The following is a 15,296-nucleotide window of genomic DNA, read 5'->3' as shown; positions in this document are numbered from 1 at the left end:
GGCCAGGAGCCGGCCGAAGTCGCACGCGTGCTCCMCCAGCACCCGCATCTTGGCCGAGACGATGTCCGTGGCGGCCAGCACCGGCATGCGCACGGCGAGCACCTCCAGGACGTCCGCGCGGGCGAGGAGCTCCTCGGTGACCGGCTCCCCCACCATCCGGTACAGCACGTCGACCAGCTGACCGTGGTGGAACGCCTTGAACAGCCAGTTCTCCGCCGGCTGCTCGACCTCCAGGCCCGCCGCCGCGATGGCCTCCTTGGCCCGGTCGACGTCCTTCTCGGTCACCGCGAAGTCCGCGTCGTGGCTCGGCTCGGGGGCGCCGCGGGCCCAGGACGCGTACCCGCCGACGAGGGCGAACGGGATCTCGGCGTCCATCAGCGCGACCGCCGTGAGCCGGAGGCCGTCCTGGAGCGCGGTGCGGTCGTCGGGAGGATCGGCGAGGGCGCCCTGCTGCGTCATGGGTCCAGTGTCTACACGTCGACGGGCGGGCTCGCAGGTCGGCAGCCACAATCGACGGGATGCGCCTCGCCACCTTCAACATCCTGCACGCACGGTCCCTCGTCGACGGGCACGTCGACCTCGACCGGTTCGCTGCGGCCGTCCGCGACCTCGATGCCGACGTCCTCGCGCTGCAGGAGGTCGACCGCGACCAGCCGCGCTCRCACGGTGCGGACCTGACTGTCCTGGCGGCCGAGGCGATGGGCGCCCCGGAGCACCGCTTCGCGGCCGTCCTGCACGGCGAGCCAGGCCTCTGGACGGCTGCGACTGGCGACCACCAGCCCGCGACGGCGTCCTACGGGATCGCCCTGCTCAGCCGGCACCCCGTGCGCGAGTGGCGCGTGCTCAACCTCCCGGTGCTGCGGCGCCGGGCACCGGTGCGGTGGCCCGGGAACCGTTGGCCGACCCTTGTCAGCGACGAGCCGCGCGCAGCGCTGGCCGCGGTGGTCCAGGGGCCCCAGGGCGACGTGACGATCGTGGCGACGCACCTGACGTTCATCCCCGGGTGGAGCACCCGTCAGCTGCGCACGCTCGTGTCGCACGTCTCGGGTCTGCCGCGGCCGCTCGTCCTCATGGGGGACCTCAACATCGGGGGTGACCGCCCGGCGCGCGTGTCCGGCATGCGTCCCCTCGCGACGGCCGCCACCTTCCCCGTGGCGCACCCGCTGCGGCAGCTCGACCACATCCTCGCCGACGGGCGCGTGGAGCCTCTGGGGGCCGCTCGCGCCGTCGACACGGGCCTGTCCGACCATCGGGCGCTCGTCGTCGACGTCTCGTACTGACACGGGCGACCGGCCGGGAGCAGACATGCCGGAGGCCGGCACGGATTCCTCCGTGCCGGCCCCCGGTCCGTCGTTCAGGCGGGGTCAGCCGACCTCGCCGAACTCCGACTTCGTGAACGTGTACTTGTTGTCGGCACCGAAGGTGTAGACGCCGATGTACGCGTTCGACGGGTCGTTGTCCTTGTTGAACGGCCCGACACCCGACTGCGCCTCGTAGTCGATGTCCTCGCCGGCGTCGAGCAGCTCGACGCACTCCTCGAACGTGGCGCACTTCTCGCCACCGTCGGCACCGGAGACCGCAGCCATGTTGGCCTGGATGGTCTCGCCGTCCGTKGCACCACCCTTGATGGCCGCGAGGGCCGCAAGGATCGTCGCGTCGTAGGACTCCGGCGCGTACGAGAAGTCCGTCAGACCGTCGTTCACCTCGAGGAGACGGGCCTGGAACTCGTCGCTCGGGAAGGCGCCGGGCAGCGTGCCCTGCGCGCCCTCGAGGAGGCCGGCCTGGAACTCCTCACCGAACTGCGTGAGGTTGCCGTCGACGAAGTAGACCTTCGACATGTCGTAGCCCTGAGCAGCGAGCTCGGAGACGATCAGCGGGGTCTGCGTGGTGAACGCGATGATCGCGATCGCGTCAGGGTTCGTGGCGAGCGCCCCGCTGACGATCGTGTTGAAGTTCGTCTCGTTCGGGTCGAACTCCTGACCGGCGGTCCCGTAGGCGAGCGTGGCGCCCGCGTCCGTGACGGTCTCCTCGACGACGTTGCGCAGCGACGTGCCGTAGTCGTCGTTGAAGACGATGACGCCCGGGTTCACCGCACCGTCACCGAGGATCAGGTTGGCGAGAGCCGCACCCTGCACCGTGTCCGGCGGAGCGGTCCGGAAGTAGAAGTCGCTGTAGCCCGAGAGGTCCGTGGCCGTGTTGGCCGGGGAGATCTGGACGATCTTCGCGCCCGTGATGTCGTCGATCACGTTGCGGGTCACCGAGGACGATGCCGCACCGATGATGACCGAGACGTCCTGGCTGATGAGGTCCTGCACCGACTGGGTGGCGACCTCGGCGTGCTCGGCGTCCGAGGAGTCGGTGTGCTCGACCTGGACGTCCTGGCCGAGGACACCGCCCGCGGCGTTGATGTCCTGGATCGCCAGGTCCACGCCCGCGATCTCGGGCGGGCCGAGCTGGGCGAGCGAACCGGTCTGCGGGAGCAGGGTGCCGACGATCAGCGGGCTGCCCGAGTCGGCACTGGCGCCCTCTGTCGCGTCGTCGCCGCTGTCGCCGGAGCTGCAGGCGGCGAGAACCAGCGCGGCTGCGCCGGCCAGGGCCGCGGCCCGAACTGCGTGTGTCGAACGAATCATGCGTGGTACCCCTCTGTGAAGTACTGCGATCCGCGGAGCCCGGTAGGGATCCTGCAGGTGTGGCGCGAAAGTACTCATTGTTTGTGTCCGCGATGTGAATCGACATGTCTCAGAGCACGTTGTTGCCGAGTTGTGACCAACCAGTAACATCCGACCTGGACGCTTGACCGACAAATGACACGGGTCCGGACACGACGAAGGCCGGCCCGGTGGGACCCGGACCGGCCTGTCATCGACACCTCAGGACGAGCCGCCGCCGACCTGCTCGATGACCGCGTCGGCCACCTCGCGCATGGTCAGGCGCCGGTCCATCGACGTCTTCTGGATCCAGCGGAACGACTCCGGCTCCGTCAGACCCATCTTGGTCATCAGCAGGCCCTTGGCCCGGTCCACCCGCTTGCGCGTCTCGAACCGCTCCGCCAGGTCAGCGACCTCGGACTCCAGCGCCGTGATCTGCGCGTACCGGGAGATCGCGATCTCCACGGCAGGAAGCAGGTCCGCCGGGCTGAACGGCTTGATCACGTAGGCCATCGCGCCGGCGTCCCGCGCGCGCTCCACGAGCTCCTTCTGCGAGAACGCCGTCAGCAGCACCACCGGGGCGAGGTGGAGCTTGCCGATGCGCTCGGCCGCCGAGATGCCGTCGAGGACGGGCATCTTCACGTCCATCACCACGACGTCGGGCTTCAGGTCAGTGACCAGCTGCACGGCCTGCTCGCCGTCACCGGCCTCACCGACGACGTCGAAGCCCGCGTCGCGCAGCGTCTCGACGACGTCCATGCGGATCAGCGCCTCGTCCTCGGCGACGACCGCCCGGCGTGCCGGGCGTGCCGGTGCAGGGGTCTCGGGCTCACCCGCCGGAGCGGGAGTGCTCAGGTCCAGGGCGTCGGGGGCCGCCTCGGTGGGGTCGGGGGTCGCGTCGGTGCTCACGTGCACAGAGTAGTGGTCGGTGCTGCTCGCATCGCAGTGGTTACCCCTGTGAGGCAGCCCACGCGGTGCCCTCCCGCGCGGCCGGACGTAGCCTCGAACGGACCGGACACGTCCGAGGAGGCCCCGATGATGCGCAGCCACCGACCCGCCGGCGCGGCCCTCGCCGCCCTGCTCCTGCTCGGGCCCGCCGCCCCTGCGGCGAGCGCCCACGACAAGCCCGCGCAGTACCTGCTCGACCCCGCCGGCACCGCCGCGACCGCCGTCTACCCCGAAGGCATCGCCGCCCGCGGTGACACGTTCTACGTCGGCAGCACCACMGACGGGACTGTCTACCGGGGTGACCTGCGCTCCCCCACCGCGACGCCGTTCCTCCCCGGGGGCGCCGACGGCCGCACGTCCGCGGTCGGGATGAAGGTCGACGGCCGCACCCTGTTCGTCGCCGGCGGAGCGACCGGCCGCGTCTTCGCCTACGACGTCCGGACGCGGGAGCTCACCGGCTCCTGGCAGGTCGAGCAGACCGGCGCCCCGACCTTCCTCAACGACATCGCGGTCAGCTCGCGCGGCGACGTCTACGTCACCGACTCGCTGCGCCCCGCGCTCTACCGGATCGACCGCGCCGAGCGTGGCACGACGGGCGTCGCGACCCTGCCGACGTTCCTCGACTTCACCGGGACCGCCCTGACCTACACCACCGGGTTCAACGTCAACGGCATCGCGATCTCCCCCGACAGCCGGTACGCCGTCGTCGCGCAGTCGAACACGTCCACCCTGTACCGGGTCGGGCTGAACGACCGGAGCGTCACCCCCGTCGACGGCGTGACCGTCGCCGGCGACGGACTCGTCCTGACCGGCCGCACCCTCTACGCCGTCGAGCGCCAGGGCGACGTCGGGTACATCGTGACGATCGCCCTCGACCGCCACCTCACCGCCGGCACCGTCGTCTCGCGGACCACCGACCCCGGGTTCGACGACCCGACCACCGCCGCGCTCGTCGGCCGGTCCCTGCTCGTCGTGAACAGCCAGTTCGGGGAGCGGGCCGCCGGCGAGCAGCCCGACCCGTTCACCGTGAGCCGCGTCCGCGCACCGAGGTGACCGGCGCGCCGGGCTATCCTGCTGCACGGCCCCGATAGCCCAACCGGCAGAGGCGTTCGGCTCAAACCCGATCCAGTGTGGGTTCGAATCCCACTCGGGGCACTCCAAACTAGCCACCTGACCTGCACGTTTACCCCGTGCGATCCGTCGTCGCCTGCTATGGCCTCACGGTGGTCTCACGAGGCCGCAGCGGTCCRCACCCGAGCCCGTTCCGACGGGGCGCCCGATGCCAGGTTTTCGGTGGCGCGGGCGGCAGTCGCGATGGAGCGTGCCAGTCCGAGACCTCACGCCCGAGCATGAACCTGCGGCTCGCCGCGGCGTTCCGATTGCTGCGAGCATCACGACGTGAGCAATGGCGAGTGGGCGAGGACGTCCATAACGGTGTGGCGCGGGTCGGCAGAGCCGCAGGTGCAGGACTGGGCAAGCGGGACGCTTGAAGAACAGCTACGAATGGCCGAGGCGTGGCTCAGCGCGCTTGGCGGCGCGCAACGGGCCGAACCGCAGGACGACCTCGAGGCTCGGCTGTTCTGCTCTTGGAGTCCCGTCGAGGGGCAGCGCGCAATGACACTGCCCTCCGGGCTGGTTCGGGCACTCGCTGACGTCAACGGCACCTACTGGATGGACGTCTACCCGCCCGAGCCGGACTAGGACCGCTGAGCCGTCCGCGCAATCCGTGGGGTGCCTCTCGTTGCCGTCACCGACTGACGGTGTAACCGCCMACACGCGCTCGTACTCATCCTTCGGCTGACATGAGCGTGCGGGTTCACGCAGGCGCACATTGCCGCGATCATCAAAGCCGGAGAGAAACCGCCCGCCGCCCGGCCGTGGAGGCGCGCGCCAGGCTTTAGCCCGCACCTTGAACGAGGCACCGGCCCGAGCACGCGCTCGGCGGGGCAGGTTTTTTCTCGCGTTCAGGCCGTGAGGCCCGTGGCCTCACGGAGGGCCCGAAGGTGCATCATCGTGAACAGTGGTGCATCGAACGATCCGCGAGAGCACAGGCATCTTCGCGTTTCCGCAGGTCAGAGTCCCCTCTCTAGTGGATTCGAATCCCACTCGGGGCACCTGTCTGATCTGCGGAAACGCGATCCCGCGGAACGTGTGTGGAGCAAGGAACGCGCGGCACCCCCTGCCGGGGCCTTGTCACCGCTCCCCCCGTACCGTCCCGGGCGTGGACTTCCAGAGGTACGTGCGCGCCCACTCTGAGCCGGCCGGCATGGTCCCGGTGGAGCCGTAGCGATCGGCGACGGTGCCCGCACCGTCAGACGCGCGAGCCGTTCGGAGAGCCCACGGGACCACCCGCGAGCCCACAGCGGGCACCCGCGGACCGGTGAAGTTCGTCCTGGCGATGAACGACGCCCGCCGGCACCTGTCCCAAGGGCAGTGAGCCCTCGCCGCCGTGCTGACGGCGGACGCGATGGCAGATGATCTGCCATCGGCACGCGCGAGCTCGCAAGACATATCGACGTCGCGCACGCAATCATCGGGTGGGCGCGGGCTGTCGCCGCCCACGGGGGCTCGCTCATCGACGACGTCCTGACCGGGGCGAGGTCACCCGCGGCGCTCGCCGCACGGAACGCAGACCGCGCTCAGGGGCTCATGCTGCTAGCCGGTCGAACAGCCGGCGACATCGTCGACCTCGGCCGGCCAGAGAATGTGTCGGGTGCGACGACACTTTCTGAGCACGGGACCTCGCAGCCGACGCAGCCGCTTGTGCAACTGTGCCCGACGACGCACGCAGGACGGGCGCACCGTGCGCGGCGTCCGGCCGGGCGCTGATCCTGCGGCCCTACCCTGCTGAGCATGAGCCAAGCAGAGGGAATCATCACCAGGCAGCTCCTCGGTGCCAAGGAGAGCGGCACGCAGGTAGGGATCCGCACGGCCTCCGGTGACTCTCACCTCGGGCGCATCGTCAGTGTCGCTGGCGGCCTGGTGTGGGTCCAGCTGGAGAACTATCCCGATACCCACTACGCGCTCGTTCTCCGCCTGGACTCGATCGAGTCGCACCGCCTCGTCGGAGTCGCGCCGGAGGAGACGCCCGGAGAGCGTGAGCCCGACGTCTTCGACACGCTCGGTTAACCCGGTCGCGCCCTGGGGCTCCCAGAACGGCGCGACCCGAACAACCACAGCCCTCGGAGCCCAGGGCAGCACCCCGAGCGCCAGCAGCGCTCGTGCGTTGCGCCACACTCCGGGTCGCCCGCCTCCAGATGTGCCGCGACTGCACCGATAGACGTGAACGATGATCACGCACCGCACGTCTGCCGTCGCCCTCACGGTCGCCCTCGCCGCCGGCCTGGCCCTCAGCGGGTGCGGCCCCGCTGCGAACGCCCCGGAGCCACCAGTCGCCGCAGCCGTGAAGGCACCGGAACCGGCGCCGACGACCCCAGAACCGACCGTGGCCCCGATCACCGTCGTCGTCGGCACGGTCGTTCCGGCCACCGACATCGAGGCCGTCCGCGCCGCCGGCGGCAACGTCTACGTCAGCCCACGTGGGGACGGCACCGGGCTCGTCGTCGACCCGGCTGCGACGATCCCGCAGGTCGTGTACGACGACATGTTCGTCACCTCGGTCGCGTCGGTGACCGCCGAACAGCTCGCCGCCGAGCAGACGTCTGCCGAGCCGGACATGGACGGGCCAGTCAGCGATGCCGTGGTGGCTGCCAACTTCCGGCTGTTCGTGGTGTACCCGTTCATCCGCGTCCACGTTCCGGGTCACGCCAAGGCCTACCGGGACGGGTACGGCGGCGGGTTCCTGACACCGGAGAGCAAGGCCCTCAACGACGCGCTGTACAACCAGATCCCGACTCGCGACTGGGACCAGCGCTCGCCCGACACGGTGCTTGCAACCGTCAAGCCGTTCCTGGATGCGCACCCCGCGCAGGTCGTGATCCTCAAGTGACCGCGGGCCGAGTCACCTTCGGGCTCGCGTCGCTCACTCTCGCGGCCACGCTGTTGAGCGGGTGCTCCACGAGCATCACCCCGCCAGCCGCCGCGCCACGCGCGAGCGTCACCCCCACGTCGTCGCCGACAYCGACATTCGTCCCGATGCCGTGCGCGAGCGCACCGACCACCGTCGAGACGGACGCCGCGGAAGCTGCCGGGCTCAAGGTCTACCCGCTCGACCACGGCGGCCTCATCTTCGACCCGACGCAACCCCTGCCCGACTGCATCACGGTCACCATCGCCKAACGCGTCAAGCAAGCCGTCGCGGACGCCGACGGTGGAGCCACCGCCGAGCTCGCGCTGTCGGTGAAGGAAGCTGCGAGGTCCGCGTCACGGCACAGCGAGCGCACCGTGGTCATCATCTACGGATTCATCGGCGCGACGCGTGAGAACCCGATCTACCTGAGGTACTTCGGCGCTCGCGAGGGCGGCGAGGACCACGGGCTTGGGCGCGCGAGCCTGTCGACCTCGCTCGACGAGACAATCGCCAAGACACAGGCGTGGATCGCCGGCCAACCGGACGCCGCTTCCTGGGACATCGTCGTCGCAGCCGACGCATAGCCCGACACGCTGACGCCTCGGCCCTCGCAGCGCTAACCAGCGCCGCCGAACGCCACCAGACGGATGCCCCCGCGAGCGGTGAGGATCCTCCTCCGACACCGCACCGACACGTGCGCCCTTAGTCGTCGGAGGCGTGGAAGCCTGTGGTTCGGATCGGTCGGGCTGGGACGCCGGCCACGATCGCATCGGCCGGCACGTYCTTGGTGACGACCGCGCCGGCGCCGACGATCGCGCCGTCGCCGATCGTCACGCCCGGGACGACCGTGACGCCCGCGCCGAGCCAGACCTTGCGCCCGATGACGACGGGTGCAGGGACCATGTCGGCACGTCGGGCTGGGTCGACCGCGTGGTTGAGGGTGACCACGGTGCTGCCGTGTCCGATGAGCGTGCCGGCCCCGATGGTGATGCCTCCGGCGTCCTGGAACGTGCAGCCCATGTTGATGAAGACGTCGTCGCCGAGCGTGAGGTTCTTGCCGAACTCGCAGTGGAACGGGGGGAAGACCGTCACCGACTCGGGCACCGTGCGGCCGGTCAGCCGGGCCAGCAACGCCCGGACCTCCTGCGGGGTGTGGTAGCCGCTGTTGAGCTCCGCGGTGATCCGCAGCGCGTCCTGGGCGAGCTCGTGCAGGTAGGAGTGCTCCGCGGTGCCGCCCTCGATGGTGGCACCGGTCCGCACGTGGTCGAGGAAGTCGTCGAGGTTCATCTGCTGGTCCGGTGGTCGACGGAGTGGGCGGCGCCGGTGCCTTCGGCGTCTGCGCGCGCGGGGTCGGCCGCCCACCAGGCGAGGAGGCGCAGGCGGTCGGCCGACGGTGAGCCGGGTTCGGCTGTGTAGACCATCAGCACCTGGCCGGGCTCGGCGGTGATGGCGAGCTCCTCGTAGGCGAGCGTGAGCTCGCCGACCACCGGATGGTGGAACCGTTTGGTTCCTGCTCCGTGGGTCCGGACGTCGTGYGCGCCCCAGAGGCGGCGGAAGGTCTCGCTGCGGGTGGAGAGCTCGCCGACGAGGTCCTGCAGTCCCCTGTCGTGCGGGTCTCGGCCGGCCTCGGCGCGCATGATCGCGACGCACATCTGCGCGAACTGGTCCCAGTCGGGGTAGAAGTCACGGGCCGCAGGATCGAGGAACTGGAACCGGGCGAGGTTGGGTGTGCGGCCACCGTCCCCGATGACCGGGGAGTAGAAGGCGCGGCCGAGCGCGTTGGTCGCCAGCAGGTCCTGACGCTGGTCGCGCACGAACGCGACCCCGTCGGTGATTGCCGACAAGGCCCACTGCAGGCTCGGCCTGGGCGCCGACGAGCGTGTCGCGCGACGGCGGGGCCGTCCAGACGACGGGACGCCGTCCGCTGCGCGTGCCAGGTCGAACAGGTGCGCGCGCTCGGTGTCGTCGAKCTGCAGCGCCCCCGCGACGGCATCCAGGACGGACGCCGACGCCCCGCCGATCGCGCCTCGCTCGAGCTTGGCGTAGTACTCGACGCTCACGCCCGCCACGGCCGCGACCTCGCTGCGGCGCAAGCCCGGCACGCGCCGGTTGGTCCCGCCGATGACACCCGCCTCGTCGGGGGTGACCTTCGCGCGCCGCGACATGAGGAACTCGCGCACGTCCGCTCGATTGTCCATGACACGACGGTAGGCCCGGCGAAGTCGGCGAGGGAGTCCATGACGTGGGGTGCACCACCGGTACACCCCACGTCAGGGACTCCCCGTCGCGCGCACGGTGCGGTTCGGTGGTGGCAATACCGACAGAGAGGCACCACCACCATGCGCGCAGTCGTCATGTACGCCCCGGGCGACGTCCGGGTCGACCAGACCGAGCGGCCGACGATCCTCGAGCCGACCGACGCGATCATCAAGGTCGCCGCGACCTGCATCTGCGGCTCCGACCTGTGGCCCTATCGAGGGGCAGACGACGTGGACCACCAGCCGATGGGCCACGAGTACGTCGGTGTCGTCGCGGAGGTCGGCTCGGACGTGGTGAACGTCAAGGTCGGCGACTTCGTCGTCGGCTCGTTCTTCTCCTCCKACAACACCTGTGAGATCTGCCAGGCCGGCTACCAGACCCACTGCATCCACCGCGGACCCGGCGCGGTCCCCGGCGCCCAGGCCGAGTACGCGCGGATCCCGCACGCCGACGGCACGCTCGTCGCCACCCCCGGGACGCCGGACCCCGACCTCATCCCGTCGTTGCTCGCGGCCTCCGACGTGCTCGGCACCGGCTGGTTCGCCGCCGTCGCGGCCGAGGTCGGCCAGGGCAAGACCGTCGCCGTCGTCGGGGACGGCGCGGTCGGCCTCCTCGGCGTTCTCGCCGCCAAGCAGCTCGGCGCCGAGCGGATCATCGCGATGTCGCGTCACGCCGACCGGCAGGCCCTCGCCCGTGAGTTCGGCGCCACCGACATCGTCGAGGAGCGCGGGGACGAGGGTGTGGCACGCATCAAGGAGCTCACCGGCGGGCTCGGCGCACACAGCACGATCGAGGCCGTCGGCACCCAGGAGTCGATGCTGCAGGCCATCCGCGCCACCCGGGCCAGCGGACACGTCGGCTACGTCGGCGTCTCCCACGACGTGTCGTTGCCCGGTGAGGAGCTGTTCTTCTCGGGTGTGCACCTGCACGGTGGGCCCGCGCCCGTGCGCCGCTTCCTGCCCGAGCTCATCACGCTCATCTGGGACCGCGCCATCGACCCGGGCAAGGTCTTCGACCTCACCCTGCCCCTCGAGCAGGCCGCCGACGGCTACAAGGCCATGGACGAACGGCGCGCCACCAAGGTCCTGCTCACCTTCTGACGGCACAGGGTCAGGCCCGCACCATCCCGCTGTGTGGGCCTGACTCCGGCCTGAAGGACGTACCCCGTGCGATCAGCCTCGACCCGAGCCATCGAGATCCTGACCGCGGCCGCCACACTGCTCGCGCTGAGCCTGACAGCCTGTACGAGCTCCGGCACGCGCGAGTCGGTCCCGACCCTCGAGAGGACATCGGCCGTGGCCCCTCGCCGAGCACCACACCGGACTCGACCGCAGTCGCGCCAGAAGCTGCCGTCATCGTCACGATCGGCGGCACCACACTGCAAGCACGGCTGCGGGACAACCCTGCCGCACGCGACCTGGGCCACTGACTCTCCCCTTCGTCGGCTACAACACGGTCGAGAAGACCGCCTCGATAGACCCGGCCCTCTCCATGGATGGCATGCCCGCCGGCGATGACCCCGAACCCGGCGAGGTCGTCACGCAGAGCGGTGGGCAGACCGCTCCCGGACCCGAAGACTGGTTCACCGGGACCGTGTACATCGACACCATCCGCAACCCCGACGCGAAGACCGAGATCGACTGCGCCCGCGTGCGATTCGCACCCGGCGCACGGACCGCGTGGGGGTCGGTCGACGCACCGGACAACGAGTCCAGCTCGTCAGTGCACCCAGCGAGAGTCGATGTCGAACTCGCGGGCGACGGACCCGATCTGCTCGGAGGTGAGGCCTTCGGCGCGGCTGCCGGCGACGAGGTCCATGTACTCGTAGCGGGCTCCGGTCTCGGCGTACTCGACGCGGTCGACAGCACGGGTGATGGACAGATCGGAACGGGCCATGACGCCGTGCTTCGACCACAGGACGATCTCGAACTCGCGCAGGCCCTCGACGTTGGCGGCCATGAGCTCGGTCGAGCCGGGGATCATGAACTCCAAGACGCCGATGCCGGCCGACAGGGACACGATCGACTCGGGTTCCCAGCGCAGGATGCGGGCGTTCATCGCGGCGGTGTCCCGGTAGGCGGGGATGTGCGACAGGTAGGTCAGGTTCATCGGCTGGGCGTGAACGACGGCTTGGAAGTCGACGCCACGGCGGGCGACCTGGTCCTGGTGGACCGCGAGGTGGGAGTTGAACTCGCTGGTGAGCCGCTCGAACAAGCGGCGCGGTGAGGTGTAGAGGGTCGCGGTGAGGCCGTCCTCGTGCACGAGGACGACGCCGATGTTGGCTTCGGGGTCCTCCTGGATCTGGCGCAGACGGCGACCGGACCCGGTGACCAGGATCGTGCGGCCGACCAGCGCCGGGGCGGGCGCGGGCAGGGCGATCTGCTCGGCGACGGGGAACCGGCGTCGGACCTCGAGGTCCCAGCCGACGTAGATCGACAGGTTTCCGGCACCGGCCTCGGAGGCGTCGATCTCGCAGATCCGAGCACCGGCCGAGCCCATCGATGTGAGGAGCTCGTTGAGGCTGGGACGAGGCGGGGCTGTGTACATGGTCTACCTCCTGTGCGGCTGCGGTCGGTCCCGCAGCAGGTCGTCGGCCCGGTCCCAGGCCTGGGTGTCCCGGGTGGCTTCGTACCGGACGACGCCGGTGGAGGCCGCGACGACCTCACGGATCGCGGGCAGCCCGCCGTTGAGGTCGCCGAGCGCCCACGCCTGCACGAGCAGGCTGCCCATCGCGGTGCCCTCAGCGGGACCAGCCAGAACGGGGAGTCCGGTCGCGTCGGCGGTGAGCTGGCACAACAACCGGTTCTGCGAGCCCCCGCCGACGATGTGGAGGACGCGGACGTCTCGGCCGGACAGCTCCGCGACGGTGCGCACCGCGCGCCGGTAGGCCAGCGCGAGGGAGTCGAGGATGCAGCGGGTCGTCGCGGCCTGGTCCTCCGGGACGGGTTGTCCGCTCGCGCGTGCGGCGCCGCGGATCCGTGCGGGCATGTCTCCCGGCGCGGCGAAGACGGGGTCGTCGACGTCGATGACCGTCCGGCAGGTCGGGACGTCGGCCGCGGCGGCGAGGAGATCGGGCAGGGCGGTCGTTGCGCCTTGAGACTTCCAGGTGCGCTGTGACTCGGTGAGCAGCCACAGGCCGGCGACGTTCTTGAGGTAGCGGACGGTGCCGTCGACGCCGAGCTCGTTGGTGACGTTCAACGCTCGCGATGCCTCGGTGCGGATCGGCGCCGTGAGCTCGACCCCGACCAGGGACCAGGTGCCTGAGGAGATGTAGGCGGCGTGCTCGGGGTCGGTCATCGGGACGGCCGCGACCGCGGAGGCGGTGTCGTGCGAGCCGACCGCGACGACCTGGGCATCACCCCACGCGAGGTCGGGGCGCAGCGGCCCGAGCACGGTGCCGGGTTCGACGAGTCGAGGTAGCAGGGCGGACATGTCGGTGCCCGCGGCGTCGGCGAGGTGGTCCAGGACCTGCCGGCTCCAGGTGCGGGTGTCGACGTCGAGCAGGCCTGTGGTGGAGGCGTTGGTGACCTCGGCGACGGCGACGCCGCTGAGCCAGGCGGTCAGCAGGTCCGGCATCAGCAGCAGCTCGGCGGCGGAGCGGACCTGGGCGGTGCCGGCTGCGGAGAGCAGCTGGAACACGGTGTTGAACGGTTGCACCTGGGCGCCGGTGAGGGCGTAGTGCTCCGCGGCCGGCATCGTCGAGAAGAACCGTTCCGACATCCCGGCGGTGCGTTCGTCGCGGTAGTGCACGGGGTTTCCCAGCAGGGCGCCGTCCGCGTCGAGCAGGCCGTAGTCGACCGCCCAGGTGTCCACCCCGACGGAGTCGAACCCGCCGTGCCGGTGCGCGGTGGCAAGCCCGGTGCGGATACCCGACCACAGCGAGAGCACGTCCCAGTGCAGGACCTGTCGACCGCCGACGGGCACACGGGCCGGCGTGTTCTCGAACCGAGCCACCTCATGGGTGAGCAGCCGCCCGCCGGACAGGCGTCCGGTCAGCACCCGCCCGCTGGTGGCACCGAGATCGACTGCGGCATAGGTCGTCATGAGTCGCGCCCCAGCCGGACTCCGTGTCGCCGACCCGCTCCTCGGTGATCGGCGGATTCACCGCTGGAGCAGCACTGCCTCATGGCAGCCGCACGTGCTGCGKGCCGAGCTCGTCGACGCGCGTGACGCCGAGCAGGGCCATGGTGCGGCGGACCTCGCGAGTCAAGATCTCGGCCGCGCGGTCGACTCCCCGCTCGCCGCCGGCCATCAGCCCGTACAGGTAGGCGCGGCCGACCATCGTCGCGTCAGCACCGAGCGCGAGGGCGGCAACGATGTCGGCGCCGGACATGATTCCGGTGTCCGCCCAGACCTCGGTCCGGTCTCCGACGGCCTCGACCACGTCCGGCAAGAGGMGCAGCGGCACCGGGGCCCGGTCGAGCTGGCGGCCGCCGTGGTTGGAGAGCACGATCGCGTCCGCGCCGGCGTCGGTGACCAGGCGGGCATCCTCGACGGTCTGGATGCCCTTGATGACGAGCGGGCCTTCCCACGAGGACCGCAGCCACTCGAGGTCCGCGAGCGTCATCGTCGGGTCGAAGAGCTTGTCGAGCAGGTCACCGACCGTGCCCGACCACGAGCTCAACGAGGCGAACGCCAGCGGCTCGGTGGTGAGCAGGTTCATCCACCATGCCGGGTGCGTCGCTGCGTCGAGCACCGTCTTGACCGTGAGGGCCGGCGGGATCGCGAACCCGTTGCGCGCGTCGCGCAGACGTGCGCCTGCCACCGGGACGTCAACCGTCAGCTGAAGCGCCTCGTACCCGGCAGCCTTCGCGCGGGCCATCAGGTCCTCGCCTGCCGAGCGGTCCTTCCACACATAGAGCTGGAACCATGTGCGCGCGTCGGGCGCCGCCTTCGCGACGTCCTCGATCGAGGTGGTACCCATCGTCGACAGCGCGTACGGGATCCCCCGACGCTCGGCGACCCGGACCACGGCACGCTCACCCTCGTGGTGCATCATCCGCGTGAACCCCGTGGGCGCGAAGGAGAAGGGGACGGCGGCGGGCTTGCCGAGCATCTCCGTCGTCGTGTCGACGGACGACACGTCGTGCAGGATCGACGGGCGGAGCTCGAGGTTCCGGAAGAGCGAGCGAGCGCGACCCAGGCTGATCTCAGCCTCGGCGGCACCGTCGGTGTAGTCGAACACCGAACGCGGGGTGCGCTTGCGGGCGAGAGTTCGCAGGTCCGCGATCGTCAGAGCGTCCGCGAGCCGACGGTCGGTCGGATTGAAGCGGATGGGCTTGGGCCGCATGAGCGGCTTGAGCTCGGACCACTGGGGGACTTGGCGGTTCGTCACGTCGGTGATTCCTTCTGGTGCTCAGCGGAGGAAGGCTGCGGCGACGCCGGAGTCGACCGGGACGTGCAGGCCCGTGGTCTGGACCAGGTCGGGGCCGGTCAGGGCGAACACCGCCGCCGCCACATGCTCCGGCAGG

At 70.6% G+C, this 15,296-nt stretch carries 15 protein-coding genes, 1 tRNA gene and 1 pseudogene; 9 read left to right on the top strand and 8 right to left on the bottom strand.

The features are described 5' to 3' along the window. Positions 1 to 459: nucleotidyltransferase family protein (locus ACXJKF_RS21875; protein WP_456789851.1), on the bottom strand; the 459-nt coding region annotated here is incomplete at its 3' end. 59 nt (positions 460 to 518) lie between these two features. On the opposite strand from ACXJKF_RS21875, the gene ACXJKF_RS21870 reads away from it, so the two are divergent. After that, positions 519 to 1,280 carry an endonuclease/exonuclease/phosphatase family protein gene (locus ACXJKF_RS21870; protein ID WP_456789850.1) on the top strand — a complete coding sequence of 254 codons (762 nt, stop codon included), beginning with the start codon at positions 519 to 521 and terminating at the stop codon, positions 1,278 to 1,280. 84 nt (positions 1,281 to 1,364) lie between these two features. On the opposite strand, the gene ACXJKF_RS21865 is transcribed toward ACXJKF_RS21870, so the two are convergent. Both ACXJKF_RS21865 and ACXJKF_RS21860 read right to left on the bottom strand, forming a co-directional pair. Continuing rightward, positions 1,365 to 2,630, bottom strand: a complete 1,266-nt coding sequence (locus tag ACXJKF_RS21865) for an ABC transporter substrate-binding protein (protein WP_456789849.1) — start codon at positions 2,628 to 2,630, stop codon at positions 1,365 to 1,367. 240 nt (positions 2,631 to 2,870) lie between these two features. Then, the gene (locus ACXJKF_RS21860; RefSeq protein WP_456789848.1) at positions 2,871 to 3,557 is read right to left on the bottom strand and encodes an ANTAR domain-containing response regulator; all 687 of its coding nucleotides are present in this window, start codon (positions 3,555 to 3,557) and stop codon (positions 2,871 to 2,873) included. A gap of 126 nt (positions 3,558 to 3,683) precedes the next feature. Between ACXJKF_RS21860 and ACXJKF_RS21855 the strand changes: the two genes are divergently transcribed. From ACXJKF_RS21855 to ACXJKF_RS21830, 6 genes are all read left to right on the top strand, one after another. Next, positions 3,684 to 4,649 (top strand): SMP-30/gluconolactonase/LRE family protein, encoded by a 966-nt coding sequence (locus ACXJKF_RS21855; RefSeq protein WP_456789847.1) that lies wholly within the window; start codon positions 3,684 to 3,686, stop codon positions 4,647 to 4,649. 28 nt (positions 4,650 to 4,677) lie between these two features. Continuing rightward, a tRNA-Leu gene (locus ACXJKF_RS21850) sits at positions 4,678 to 4,751 on the top strand. A 243-nt stretch (positions 4,752 to 4,994) separates the two neighbouring features. Continuing rightward, positions 4,995 to 5,297, top strand: coding sequence for a hypothetical protein (locus ACXJKF_RS21845; RefSeq protein ID WP_456789846.1), 303 nt, complete (start codon positions 4,995 to 4,997; stop codon positions 5,295 to 5,297). 1,152 nt (positions 5,298 to 6,449) lie between these two features. Beyond that, positions 6,450 to 6,725: a hypothetical protein gene (locus tag ACXJKF_RS21840; protein ID WP_456789845.1), complete on the top strand. Its 276-nt coding sequence runs from the start codon at positions 6,450 to 6,452 to the stop codon at positions 6,723 to 6,725. Positions 6,726 to 6,885: 160 nt separating this feature from the next. Then, entirely contained in the window at positions 6,886 to 7,545 is a 660-nt protein-coding gene (locus ACXJKF_RS21835; RefSeq protein ID WP_456789844.1) for a hypothetical protein, read from the top strand. A gap of 146 nt (positions 7,546 to 7,691) precedes the next feature. Continuing rightward, entirely contained in the window at positions 7,692 to 8,150 is a 459-nt protein-coding gene (locus tag ACXJKF_RS21830; protein WP_456789843.1) for a hypothetical protein, read from the top strand. A gap of 118 nt (positions 8,151 to 8,268) precedes the next feature. Here ACXJKF_RS21830 and ACXJKF_RS21825 read toward each other — a convergent pair whose 3' ends face one another. Both ACXJKF_RS21825 and ACXJKF_RS21820 read right to left on the bottom strand, forming a co-directional pair. After that, positions 8,269 to 8,853, bottom strand: coding sequence for a sugar O-acetyltransferase (locus ACXJKF_RS21825; RefSeq protein WP_456789842.1), 585 nt, complete (start codon positions 8,851 to 8,853; stop codon positions 8,269 to 8,271). Then, complete coding sequence (locus ACXJKF_RS21820; RefSeq protein WP_456789841.1) at positions 8,850 to 9,764, bottom strand: helix-turn-helix transcriptional regulator; 915 nt, start codon at positions 9,762 to 9,764, stop codon at positions 8,850 to 8,852. Before ACXJKF_RS21820 ends, ACXJKF_RS21825 begins: the two co-directional genes overlap by 4 nt. A gap of 141 nt (positions 9,765 to 9,905) precedes the next feature. Between ACXJKF_RS21820 and ACXJKF_RS21815 the strand changes: the two genes are divergently transcribed. Both ACXJKF_RS21815 and ACXJKF_RS21810 read left to right on the top strand, forming a co-directional pair. Then, a complete protein-coding gene (locus tag ACXJKF_RS21815) occupies positions 9,906 to 10,925 on the top strand; it encodes a zinc-dependent alcohol dehydrogenase family protein (RefSeq protein ID WP_456789840.1) in 1,020 nt (339 codons plus the stop codon). A gap of 325 nt (positions 10,926 to 11,250) precedes the next feature. Next, positions 11,251 to 11,364: pseudogene (locus tag ACXJKF_RS21810) on the top strand (cyclophilin-like fold protein); the annotation flags it as partial. Between the two features lie 180 nt (positions 11,365 to 11,544). On the opposite strand, the gene ACXJKF_RS21805 reads toward ACXJKF_RS21810, so the two are convergent. The 3 genes from ACXJKF_RS21805 to ACXJKF_RS21795 all read right to left on the bottom strand — a co-directional run bounded on the left by ACXJKF_RS21805 (position 11,545) and on the right by ACXJKF_RS21795 (position 15,160). Continuing rightward, positions 11,545 to 12,372, bottom strand: coding sequence for a class II aldolase/adducin family protein (locus tag ACXJKF_RS21805; RefSeq protein WP_456789839.1), 828 nt, complete (start codon positions 12,370 to 12,372; stop codon positions 11,545 to 11,547). A gap of 3 nt (positions 12,373 to 12,375) precedes the next feature. After that, positions 12,376 to 13,869, bottom strand: a complete 1,494-nt coding sequence (locus ACXJKF_RS21800) for a rhamnulokinase (protein ID WP_456789838.1) — start codon at positions 13,867 to 13,869, stop codon at positions 12,376 to 12,378. 79 nt (positions 13,870 to 13,948) lie between these two features. Further along, positions 13,949 to 15,160 (bottom strand): alpha-hydroxy acid oxidase, encoded by a 1,212-nt coding sequence (locus tag ACXJKF_RS21795; RefSeq protein WP_456789837.1) that lies wholly within the window; start codon positions 15,158 to 15,160, stop codon positions 13,949 to 13,951. Positions 15,161 to 15,296: the final 136 nt, after the last annotated feature.

It is taken from the genome of Cellulomonas sp. P5_C5 (assembly GCF_054049655.1).
The sequence above is the reverse complement of the archived record's forward strand: the minus strand, read 5'-3'. Positions and strand labels throughout refer to the sequence as shown.

Bases quoted from the DNA above. Each gene is read 5' to 3' on its own strand.
- ACXJKF_RS21840 (WP_456789845.1), top strand. From the start codon at position 6,450: ATGAGCCAAGCAGAGGGAATCATCACCAGGCAGCTCCTCGGTGCCAAG.
- ACXJKF_RS21835 (WP_456789844.1), top strand. From the start codon at position 6,886: ATGATCACGCACCGCACGTCTGCCGTCGCCCTCACGGTCGCCCTCGCC.
- ACXJKF_RS21805 (WP_456789839.1), bottom strand. From the start codon at position 12,372: ATGTACACAGCCCCGCCTCGTCCCAGCCTCAACGAGCTCCTCACATCG.
- ACXJKF_RS21800 (WP_456789838.1), bottom strand. From the start codon at position 13,869: ATGACGACCTATGCCGCAGTCGATCTCGGTGCCACCAGCGGGCGGGTG.